Source organism: Micromonospora phytophila (assembly GCF_023656545.1).
Lineage (GTDB): Bacteria > Actinomycetota > Actinomycetes > Mycobacteriales > Micromonosporaceae > Micromonospora > Micromonospora phytophila.
On record NZ_JAMOKF010000187.1, the window covers coordinates 1 to 10,982 of the forward strand.

Consider the following 10,982-nt stretch of genomic DNA (forward strand, 5'->3'; position numbering starts at 1 on the left):
CCGCCCGGTTGCGCGTCGCCGGGGTGCGCACCCTCGCCGACCTGGGCTGCGGCCTCGGCGCGGACGCGCTCGCCGCCGCCCGGGCCGGCATCCGGGTGTACGGCGTGGAGGCCGACCCGGTGACCGCCGCGATGGCCGCCGCGAACGCCGAGGCGGCCGGGCTGGCCGAGCAGTTCACCGTGGAGCGCGGCGACGCCACCGCGTTCGACGTGACCCGGGTCGACGGGGTCTTCGTCGACCCGGCGCGGCGGCGGGCCGGGACGGGCCGGCGGATCTTCGACCCGAACGCCTACTCCCCGCCGTGGGACTTCGTCACCGGGCTGGCCGAGCGGGTGCCGAACACCGTGGTGAAGGTGGCCCCCGGCATCGACCACGCGCTGGTCCCGGCGGGCGCCGAGGCGGAGTGGGTGAGCGTGGACGGCGACCTGGTCGAGGCGGCGCTCTGGTGCGGCCGGCTCGCCGAGGTCCCCCGCCGCGCCACCGTGCTGCGCGGCGACACTCCGCACACCCTGACCGGCGCCGGCGACGCGGAGGCGACGGTCGGGCCGGTCCGGCCGTACCTGTACGACCCGGACCCGGCGGTGGTCCGCGCCCACCTGGTCGCCGAGCTGGCCGACGCCCTCGGCGCGACGATCGCCGACCCGAGCATCGCCTACCTCTACGCGGACTCCCCCGCCGCGACCCCGTTCGGCCGCTGCCTGGAGGTCACCGACGTGCTGCCGTTCTCGCTGAAGCGGCTGCGCGCGCTGCTGCGGGAACGCCGGGTGGGGCGGGTGGAGATCCTCAAGCGCGGCTCCGCGCTGGAGCCGGAGAAGCTCCGCCGCGACCTGCGGCTGGCCGGCGACGAACCGGCCAGCCTGGTGCTGACCCGGGTGGCCGGGGCGCCCACCGTGCTGGTCTGCCGGCCGGTTCCGGTGGCCTGACCGGTCCTCGTCGGGCGCGGCGATTCCGGCTGGCCCGAGCGCGGGCGCCGGGTTAGCTTGACGGTCATGGCGGGACAGGGCACTCCGGCGACCGCGCTGCTGGCGAAGCGGAAGATCGCGCACCGCACCCATCCGTACGACGTCGCCCCGGACGCGCCGAACTACGGCGCGCTGGTCGCGGCGGCGTTGGGCGTGCCGCCGGAGCGGCTGTTCAAGTCGCTGGTGACCGAGGTCGACGGGGCGCTCACCGTGGCGGTCGTGCCGGTCGCGGGCGAGCTGGACCTGAAGGCGCTCGCCGCGGCCGTGGGTGGCAAGCGGGCCACGATGGCCGACCGCGCGGTGGCCGAACGCGCCACCGGTTACGTCCGGGGCGGCATCAGTCCGCTCGGTCAGCGCAGACGCCTGCCGACGGTGCTCGACTCCTCCGCCCTCGCCCACGCCACCGTCTACGTCTCGGCCGGCCGCCGGGGCCTCCAGCTGGAACTGGCCCCGCAGGATCTGCTCACCCTCACCCAGGCCGTCACCGCCACCGTCGCGACCCGCTGAGGCCCACCGCCCCTCCGCCGCCCCGCCCTCCCGGCGGCGCTCCACCGAGCCGCCCGTCCCCCACCGGTGGACCCCTCCGCCGCAGTGCCCGGGCCGCCGGTGGGCGCCTCGCCGCAGCCCCGAGCCCCCTGCCGGTGGGCGCTCCGCCGCAGCCCCCGGCCCTGCTGCCGGGCGCTCCACGCACCCGATGCGGAGAGCGCTTCCCCGAAAGGTGGCGGACGGGTGTCGGGCACGTTGCTGAATTGTTACTGCCGCCAACAAACTCGTGACCTCGGCACTCTTGTGCGGGGTACGTGACGCGGAATACGTTGCCGGACACAACAAAAGAACACCATCCCCCACCCCCGAAAGGACCCTGCAGATGCGCAAGGGCTTCCTCGCCATCGCCGCCGTGGGCCTCCTGGCCACCGGCAGCATGGCCGCCTGCGGCGACGAGTCCGGCTCCGGCGACCAGGCCGGCTCCGAACGGACCCCGAAGATCGGCGTGATCCTCCCGGACAGCAAGTCCTCCGCCCGCTGGGAGGGCGCGGACCGCAAGTTCCTGGAGGAGGCGTTCAAGGCCGCCGGCGTGCAGTACGACATCCAGAACGCCCAGGGCGACAAGTCCCAGTTCTCCACCATCGCCGACCAGATGATCACCAACGGCGCCACCGCGCTGATGATCGTCAACCTGGACTCGGGCACCGGCAAGGCCGTGCTGGAGAAGGCGAAGTCCCAGGGCGTCGCGACGATCGACTACGACCGGCTCACGCTGGGCGGCAACGCCGAGTACTACGTCAGCTTCGACAACGAGGCCGTCGGCAAGCTCCAGGGCGAGGGCCTGAGCAAGTGCCTCACCGACAAGGCCGCCAAGAGCCCGGTCGTGGCCTACCTCAACGGCTCCCCGACCGACAACAACGCCACCCTGTTCAAGAACGGGTACGACTCGGTGCTCAAGCCGAAGTTCGACTCGAAGGAGTACGTGAAGGGCCCGGACCAGGCCGTTCCGGACTGGGACAACGCGCAGGCCGGCGTCATCTTCGAGCAGATGCTCACCCAGACCAAGGGCAAGATCGACGGCTTGCTCGCCGCCAACGACGGCCTGGGCAACGCCGCCATCTCGGTGCTGAAGAAGAACAAGCTCAACGGCAAGGTCCCGGTGACCGGCCAGGACGCCACCCCGCAGGGCCTGCAGAACATCCTCGCCGGTGACCAGTGCATGACCGTCTACAAGGCGATCAAGGAGGAGGCGAAGGCCGCCTCCGACCTGGCCATCGCGCTGGCCAAGGGCGAGCGGAAGAACACCGGCCAGACCGTCAAGGACCCGGAGAGCGGCAAGGACGTCGCCGCCGTTCTGCTCACCCCGAAGGCGATCTACAAGGAGAACGTCAAGGACGTCATCGCGGACGGCTTCGTCACCAAGGACGAGGTCTGCACCGGGGCGTACGTCAAGCTCTGCGCCGACGCCGGCATCAGCTGACCCACGCTGCCGTACCCGCCGAGGCGGCGCCGCCCGGCACGGGACAACCCGTGCCGGGCGGCGCGCCGCCGGACGGGCTCCGAGATCCCCTCCGTGCGAAGGAGAACCCCGTGTCCGCGACCCCCCTGCTGGAACTACGCGGGATCGACAAGAGCTTCGGTCCCGTCCAGGTCCTGCGTGACGTCGCCTTCTCCGCCCACCCGGGCGAGGTGACCGCGCTGGTCGGCGACAACGGCGCCGGCAAATCGACCCTGGTCAAGTGCATCAGCGGCATCTACCCCACCGACGCCGGTGAGTTCCTCTTCGACGGCCGGCCGGTGACGATCAACAATCCCCGCGACGCCGGCGCGCTCGGCATCGAGGTCGTCTACCAGGACCTCGCGCTCTGCGACAACCTCGACATCGTGCAGAACATGTTCCTCGGCCGGGAGAAGCGCAGCGGCATCGTGCTCGACGAGCCGACCATGGAGCAGATGGCCGCCGAGACCCTGGCCGGGCTGAGCGTGCGCACGGTCAAGTCGCTGCGCCAGCACGTCTCCAGCCTCTCCGGCGGCCAGCGCCAGACCGTGGCGATCGCCAAGGCGGTGCTGTGGAACAGCAAGCTGGTCATCCTGGACGAGCCCACCGCGGCGCTCGGCGTCGCCCAGACCGCCCAGGTGCTCGAACTGGTCCGCCGGCTGGCCGACAACGGCCTCGCCGTCGTGCTCATCTCGCACAACATGAACGACGTCTTCGCCGTCTCCGACCGGATCGCCGCGCTCTACCTCGGCCAGATGGTCGCCCAGGTGAAGACCACCGACATCACCCACGCCCAGATCGTCGAGCTGATCACCGCCGGTCGCTCCGGCGCGCTCGGCCTGAACCCGGGCAACGGGCAGACCGACACCGGCGGCCAGACCGTCGACAGCACCCCGGGAGCCGTCCGATGACCACCACCGCCGTACGCGAGGAGGGGCCGGCGGCCGTCACGCCGGCACCCACCGTGGGCAGTCACGTCCGCAACTACTTCGCCCGGGTACGCGGTGGCGACCTCGGCTCGCTGCCGGCGGTCACCGGCCTGGTGGTGCTCTGCCTGGTGTTCGCGATCGTCCGCCCGGTCTTCTTCTCGGCGGCGAACTTCGCCAACCTGTTCACCCAGGGCGCCGCGGTCACCGCGATCGCGATGGGCCTGATCTTCGTCCTGCTGCTCGGCGAGATCGACCTCTCCGCCGGCTTCGCCAGCGGCGTCTGCGCGGCCATCCTGGCCAACGTCGTCACCGTGCTCGGCTACCCGTGGTACGTCGCGATCCTCGCCGCGCTCGCCACCGGCGTGGTTATCGGCTTCACCCTCGGCTTCCTGGTGGCGAAGGTCGGCATCCCGTCCTTCGTGGTCACCCTCGCCGGCTTCCTCGCCTTCCAGGGCGTGGTTCTGCTGCTGATGAAGGAGGGCACCAACATCTCCATCGGCGATGACGTGATCATCGCGATCGAGAACCGCTGGGTGCCCCCGCTGATCGGCTGGCTGCTCGCCGCGGTCGCGGTCGGCTGCTACGCCACGGCGCAGCTGCTGCGGCACCGCAACCGCATCTCCCGGGGTTTGGTCACCGAGCCCGCCGCCGTGGTGTTCGGCCGGATCGCGGCGCTGGGCCTGATCCTCGGCTTCGCCGTGTACGTGCTCAACCAGGAACGCAGCATCAACCCGCTGATCAGCTCCAACAAGGGCATGCCGATCGTCGTGCCGATCCTCGCCCTGCTGCTGGTCGGCTGGACGTTCGTGCTCAACCGCACCGCCTACGGCCGGCACCTCTACGCGGTCGGCGGCAACCGGGAGGCGGCCCGCCGCGCCGGCATCAACGTGGACCGGATCCGGATCTCCGCCTTCGTCATCTGCTCCACCATGGCGGCGGTCGGCGGCATCATCGCGGCCAGCCGGGACAGGTCGGTCGACCCGAACACCGGTGGCAGCAACGTGCTCCTCTACGCGGTCGGCGCGGCGGTCATCGGCGGCACCAGCCTTTTCGGTGGCAAGGGCCGGATGATCAACGCGGTGCTCGGCGGCGCGGTGGTGGCGGTCATCATCAACGGTATGGGTCTGCTCAACCTCAGCTCCGGCCTGAAGTACGTCTTCACCGGACTGGTGCTGCTGCTCGCCGCCGGCGTGGACGCGCTGTCCCGCCGCCGGTCCGCCGCCACCGGCACCCGCTGATCACCGCTTCACCGAAAGTAACGACAGCGATGCGAACAGGCCCGAGCCAGGACGAGATCCGCCGGCAGAACCTCGGCGCGTTGCTGCGGTACGTACACGTCCACGGGGCGACCTCACGCGCGGAACTCACCACCACGCTGGGGCTCAACCGGAGCACCATCGGTGCGCTGACCGCCGACCTGGCCGGCGCCGGTCTGGTCAGCGAGGGGACGCCGAAGGAAACCGGCCGGGCCGGACGACCGTCGCTGGTCGTCCGGCCCGAGTCGGCCCGGGTCTACGCGTACGCGTACAGCATCGGGGTGGACCGGCTGCGGGCCGCGCGGGTCGGTCTCGGCGGCGCGGTGCTCGACCGCCGGGAGCTGGACCGGCCGCGGGGGCTCACCGCCGCGGAGGCCGTGCCGCTGCTGGCCGGGGCGGTCAAGGAGATGCAGCAGGCGGTGCCGGCGGACGCGATCTGCGTCGGCGCGGGGGTCGCGGTCTGCGGCATGGTCCGCCGGAACGACGGGCTCGTCCGGCTCGGCCCGACCACCGGCTGGGTGGACGAGCCGATCGGCGCGGCGATCGGGGCCGAGCTGGGCGTCGACGTGGCCGTCACGGTCGGGAACGTGGCCGACGTGGCGGCCTTCGCCGAGCACGCCCGGGGCGCGGCGGCCGGCTGCGACAACGTCGTCTACCTCTACGGCGACGTGGGCGTCGGCGCCGGCATCATCGCCGGTGGCCGGCGGCTGACCGGGCACGGCGGGTACGGCGGCGAGGTCGGGCACATGGTGGTGGTCCGCGACGGCGCCCCCTGCGAGTGCGGCTCCCGGGGCTGCTGGGAGACCGAGATCGGCGAGCACGGGCTGCTCCGGGCCGCCGGCCGCTCCGACGCGCGGGGGCGGGACGCGCTGCTCGCCGTCTTCGACGCCGCGGACCGGGGTGACGCCCGGGCCCAGACGGCCGTCCGGCAGGCCGGCGACTGGCTGGGCTTCGGGGTGGCCAACCTGGTGAACATCTTCAACCCGGAGATGGTCATCTTCGGTGGCACCATGCGCGACCTCTATCTCGCCGCGGCGGCCCAGGTACGCAGCCGGCTCAACTCCATGGCGCTGCCCGCCTGCCTGGAACACGTCCGGCTGCGCACCCCGAAGCTCGGCGAGGACGCCGCGCTGATCGGCGCGGCCGAGCTGGCCTTCGAACGGCTGCTCGCCGACCCCCTCGACGTCGGCTGACCGGTCACCCGCGCGGACGACCCGAGGCTCCTCGCGGTTCCGACTGAACTGATCGGGCGGTCAATCCGTACCAGTGCACGGACGGGCGGCCGGCGGGGTGCGGCTACCCGGCCCACACGTTCGGTCCGGACCGAGGAGGCACCGCAGACATGGCACCGCTCAGATCCGCCCGTCGCCGACAGGGGCATCGGACCCGTCGTGTCGCGGTGCTGCTCATCACGATCGCCGCCGGGCTCGGGGTGCTGCCCGGCGTGGCCGTCGCCGCGCCGGCGGGCCAGCAGCTCAACGCCGCCGACGCCGCCCTGCTCAACGGGGTGCGACTGGCCGGGCTCTGGGAGATGCCGGCCGGGCAGATGGCCGCCGAGAAGGGGCAGAACCGCACGGTCCGGCAGATCGGCGCGGAGATCGCCTCCGAGCACGAGGAGCTGGACCGGCTCACCGTCGAGGCGGCCAACAAGCTGGGGGCGACGATCCCCACCGATCCGACGGCCGAGCAGAAGGGCTGGCTGTCGGAGATGCAGAACGCCTCCGGCGCCCGCTTCGACCAGATCTTCGTCACCCGGCTCCGGGTCGCCCACGGCAAGATCTTCCCGGTGATCGGCGCGGTGCGGGCGAGCACCCGGGACCCGGTCATCCGCAAGCTCGCCGAGGACGCCAACAAGTTCGTCATGCACCACATGCAGATGCTGGAGAGCACCGGCCTGGTCCGCTGGCCGGAACTGCCGCCGGCTGCGCTGCCCGCGCCCGGCAACGACGGGCTGCTCGCCGCCGCCTCGGCCAACGCCGGTCCCCAGGTCGGCGTCAGCAGCACCGTGGTCTGGCTGGTCTTCCTCGCCGCCCTCGGCACCGGCGGCATCGCCACCTACCGCATCCTGCGGCGCAACTGAGCCCATCGACGGTGGCGGCGCCGGGCCGGGCGTCGCCACCGTCGCCGGACGCGCTTCGGCGGCCGGGCGGCTAGTCGCTGAGTGCCGGCCCCAGCAACCGGATCTCCTCGATGTCCAGGGCGGCCTGCACCTCGCGCAGCACGAAGTCGTCGATCTCGTTGCTGTCCCGCAGCCTGGTGACCTCGCGGCGCTTGTACTCGAGGACGGCGAGCCGCAGCCGCCGGTCGAGCTCCCCGGCCTCCGCCACCCGGCCGTGGTCAGCCGACCGGACGTCGTCGAGGTGCTGCTCGTAGTCGAGCCGGAGGCGATCGACCGCCTCCCGCCCGACGCCGAGCCGGGCGGCGACCTCGGGCAGCGCCGCCAGGCCGGCCTCGGTGGCCCGCCGCCTCGCCAGCCGCAGCTCGTCACCACGCTGCTCGTCGCCGACCAGGCCCGCCCACGCGACGACCGCCGGCAACGTCGTGCCCTGGATCAGCATCGTCAGCAGGATGACCAGCGCGGTCGAGAAGATGATCAGATCGCGCTCGTGGACGGGCTCGCCCGTGAAGGTCGTCACGGGAACCGCGAGGGCCGCCGCGAGGGAGACCGCGCCCCGGAAGCCGGCCCACCCGGCCGCCGTCCACACCCGCCCGCCGAGCTGACGGTCACCCCCCGGCCGCTGCCGGGTCACGGCCAGGACACCCCGGAAGGCCAACGCCCCCAGGTGCAACCACAGCATCCGGACCACCACGACGACGACGGTCACCACCGCCGCGATGGTCAGCGCCCGCGCCGTCGAGATGCTGGTGAGGCCCCGCAGGGCCCGCGGTATCTGCATCCCGAGGAGCACGAAGAGGCTGCCGTTGATCAGGAACGTGGACAGGTCCCAGAAGGCGTACGCCGTCACCCGGGACCGGGCCCGGATGATCCGGGGGCTGGCGTAGGACAGCAGGAGGCCGGCGACCACCACCGCCAGCACCCCGCTGGCGTGCACGAGCTCGGCGAGAAAGAACGCGACGAACGGGGTGAGCACGCTCAGCCCGCCCTCGCGCAGCGGATCGTCGAGGCGCCGGCGGATCAGGATCACCGCCCCGCCGGCCAGCAGCCCGGCGGCGACACCGCCGGCCGCCGCGCCGACGAACCGCTCCAGCAACCCCAGGGGCGTCGGTTCGACCCCGCCCACGATCAGCGCCACCGCGACGCCGAAGAGCACCAGGGCGGTGCCGTCGTTGATCAGACTCTCCGCATGCAGCGTCGTCAGGATGCGGCGCGGCATCTGTTTCGCCAGGCCCGCGACCGCCGCGGCGTCGGTCGGCGCGAGCACCGCGCCGAGCACCCAGGCCGCGGCCGGGTCGACGCCGAGCCGCTGCGCGACGAGTGACACCGCCGCCATCGTCACCCCCACCAGCCCCACGGCGAGCAACGTGATCACCAGCAGGTTGGCGCGGATCTCGCGCAGGCTGGTGGTGAGGCTCTCCCGGTAGAGGATCGCCGGCAGGAACAGCAGCAGCACCACCTCGGGCTCGAGCACCACCTCCGACAGCGGCGGGAGGAGCGCGAGCAGCGCGCCCATCGTGATGAGCAGGACCGGCGGCGCCACGCTGTACCGCCCACCGAGCGTGGTGCCGATCAGCACCGTGACGCCGAGCACCACGATCAGCACCAGAGCGTCCACCCGTCGCACCCCCGTCGCCTGCCGGCCAGCCGCACCGCCGCTCAGGTGACCGCTCCAACATCGTGGTACGACGCGACGCCGGCGCACCGTCGAACCATCGAATTGGTGCCGCCCGGAGGGGTCAGCGGCGGTCGCCGTGCCAGGAGTGCCAGAGGGCGGCGTAGGGGCCGCCGGCCGCGACCAGGTCGTCGTGGGAGCCGAGTTCGGTGATGCGGCCGTCCTCCACCACGGCCACCCGGTCCGCGTCGTGCGCGGAGAAGAGCCGGTGCGCGATGGCGATCACCGTCCGGCCGTGCAGGACGGCCGCCAGGGAGCGTTCCAGGCGGCGGGCGGCCCGGGGATCGATCAGCGAGGTGGCCTCGTCCAGCACCAGGGTGTGCGGGTCGACCAGCACCAGCCGGGCCAGCGCCAGCTGCTGCGCCTGCGCCGGCGACAGCGGGTGCCCACCGGCGCCCACCACCGTGTTTAGCCCGTCGGGCAGCGCCTCGGCCCAGTCCCACGCGTCGACGGCGGCCAGCGCGGACCGGACGGCCGCCTCGTCGGCACCCGGTCGGACCATCGCCACGTTCTCCCGCAGCGTGCCGATGAAGACGTGGTGCTCCTGGGTGACCAGCGCGACGTGCCTGCGCAGCTCGCCCAGGGGCAGCTCGTCCAGCCGCCGCCCGGCCACGGTGACCGCGCCCGTGCGCGGCGCGTGCACCCCGGCGAGCAGCCGCCCGAGGGTGGACTTGCCGGCGCCCGAGGGGCCCACCACGGCCAGCTTCTCCCCCGGCTCCGGGACGAGGGTCACCCCGTGCAGCACGTCGCGCCCCTCCCGGTACGCGTACCGAACGTCGCGGGCGGCGAGCCGCCTGTCGTCGCCACCGTCGCCCGGCGAGCCGGCGCCCGACGGGGTCGGGGAGCCGGCCGGGGAGCCGGAGTTCGACGCGGCCGGCGGGCCGGCGGGCGGGGCGGCGTCGGCCACGCCGAGCAGGCGGGCCATCGAGGCGCCACCGACCTGCAGCTCGTCGAGCCAGGAGAGCAGCCGGTCGACCGGGTCCACCAGTTGCTGCACGTAGAGGGTGGCGGCGGTGACCTGGCCCAGGGTGACCCAGCCGCGCAGGTAGAACCAGCCGCCGACGAGCAGCGTCGCGACCACCGGCACCACGTAGCCGATCTCGGCGATCGGGAAGAAGACCGTGCGCAGCCGCAGGGTGTAGCGCTCCGCCGCGTACGACCGGCGGATGTCGGCGTCGGTGCGGGCCCGGCGGCGCGCCTGCTGCCGCAACGCCTCCGTGGTCCGCGAACCCTCCACCGTCTCGCTGATGCCGTCGGTGATGTCGGAGTAGGCGGCGTTCTCCCGCAGGTAGCCCGCCGGGGCCCGGTGGAGGTACCAGCGGGTCCCGGCCCACAGCACCGGCACCGCGACCACGCACGGCAACGCCAGCAGCGGGCCGACCAGCAGCAGCGCGCCGATGATGAAGCAGGCGGTGACGATCGCGATCAGCGTCTCTGGCACCGCGAAGCGGACCGTCCGGGACAGCGCGGAGACGTCCCGGGACGTCCGGGTGAGCAGGTCGCCGGTGCCGGCCCGCTCCACGGTGGCCAGCGGCAGGGCCAGGATCCGGTCGACGAAGTCCTCCCGCAGTTCGGCCAGCACCCGTTCGCCGAGCCGCGCCGAGGCCAGGTGGGCGAACCGCATCAGCACCGCCTGCACCACCACGAACCCGGCGATGAGCAGGGCGATCCGATCGACGGTGGTGCCGCCGGCGCCCCGGGAGAGCCCCTCGACCAGGTCGCCGAGCAGCCGCGGCGCGACCAGACCGGCCGCGGCGGCCAGCGCGTGCAGGCCGAGCGCGGCGGCGAGCGCCCGCGGGTGCCGGCGGACCAGCGTACGGGCGTAGCGGCGCACCTGGCGCGCGTCGGCGACGGGCAACGCGGCGGCCATCAGTCCTCCTCCCGGCTGACCGTCGCCCGGTAGCGCGGTTCGCCGTCGAGCAGCTCGCCGTGGGTGCCCTCGGCGGTCACCTTGCCGTCCTCCACGAAGATCACGTGTTCGGCCCGGCTCAGCACGAGCGGGCTGGTGGTGCAGGCCAGGGTGGTCCGGCCGGCGCGGGCCGCGCGGAGCCGCTCGGCGA

Annotated in this window: 9 protein-coding genes and 1 pseudogene; 7 read left to right on the plus strand and 3 right to left on the minus strand. The window is 73.3% G+C overall.

What is annotated here, in order from left to right:
- The 7 genes from NCC78_RS20340 to NCC78_RS20370 form a co-directional block, all read left to right on the plus strand.
- Nucleotides 1–923 (plus strand): THUMP-like domain-containing protein (locus tag NCC78_RS20340; RefSeq protein WP_250796304.1); only part of this gene is annotated, 923 nt, incomplete at its 5' end.
- Nucleotides 924–989: 66 nt separating this feature from the next.
- Nucleotides 990–1,469 carry a Cys-tRNA(Pro) deacylase gene (ybaK, locus tag NCC78_RS20345; protein WP_250796306.1) on the plus strand — a complete coding sequence of 160 codons (480 nt, stop codon included), beginning with the start codon at nucleotides 990–992 and terminating at the stop codon, nucleotides 1,467–1,469.
- A 361-nt stretch (nucleotides 1,470–1,830) separates the two neighbouring features.
- Entirely contained in the window at nucleotides 1,831–2,928 is a 1,098-nt protein-coding gene (locus NCC78_RS20350; protein WP_250796307.1) for a sugar ABC transporter substrate-binding protein, read from the plus strand.
- A 110-nt stretch (nucleotides 2,929–3,038) separates the two neighbouring features.
- Nucleotides 3,039–3,857, plus strand: coding sequence for an ATP-binding cassette domain-containing protein (locus tag NCC78_RS20355; protein WP_250796308.1), 819 nt, complete (start codon nucleotides 3,039–3,041; stop codon nucleotides 3,855–3,857).
- Nucleotides 3,854–5,113, plus strand: coding sequence for a sugar ABC transporter permease (locus NCC78_RS20360; protein WP_250796309.1), 1,260 nt, complete (start codon nucleotides 3,854–3,856; stop codon nucleotides 5,111–5,113). Before NCC78_RS20355 ends, NCC78_RS20360 begins: the two co-directional genes overlap by 4 nt.
- A gap of 29 nt (nucleotides 5,114–5,142) precedes the next feature.
- Nucleotides 5,143–6,324, plus strand: a complete 1,182-nt coding sequence (locus NCC78_RS20365; protein ID WP_250796311.1) for an ROK family protein — start codon at nucleotides 5,143–5,145, stop codon at nucleotides 6,322–6,324.
- A gap of 149 nt (nucleotides 6,325–6,473) precedes the next feature.
- The gene (locus NCC78_RS20370; RefSeq protein WP_250796312.1) at nucleotides 6,474–7,211 is read left to right on the plus strand and encodes a DUF4142 domain-containing protein; all 738 of its coding nucleotides are present in this window, start codon (nucleotides 6,474–6,476) and stop codon (nucleotides 7,209–7,211) included.
- Nucleotides 7,212–7,281: 70 nt separating this feature from the next.
- Here NCC78_RS20370 and NCC78_RS20375 read toward each other — a convergent pair whose 3' ends face one another.
- The 3 genes and pseudogenes from NCC78_RS20375 to NCC78_RS20385 form a co-directional block, all read right to left on the minus strand.
- A complete protein-coding gene (locus tag NCC78_RS20375) occupies nucleotides 7,282–8,865 on the minus strand; it encodes a Na+/H+ antiporter (protein ID WP_250796313.1) in 1,584 nt (527 codons plus the stop codon).
- 121 nt (nucleotides 8,866–8,986) lie between these two features.
- Nucleotides 8,987–10,792, minus strand: coding sequence for an ABC transporter ATP-binding protein (locus NCC78_RS20380; protein ID WP_250796314.1), 1,806 nt, complete (start codon nucleotides 10,790–10,792; stop codon nucleotides 8,987–8,989).
- Nucleotides 10,792–10,982: pseudogene (locus tag NCC78_RS20385) on the minus strand (ABC transporter ATP-binding protein); the annotation flags it as partial. The gene NCC78_RS20380 and the pseudogene NCC78_RS20385, both read right to left, overlap by 1 nt.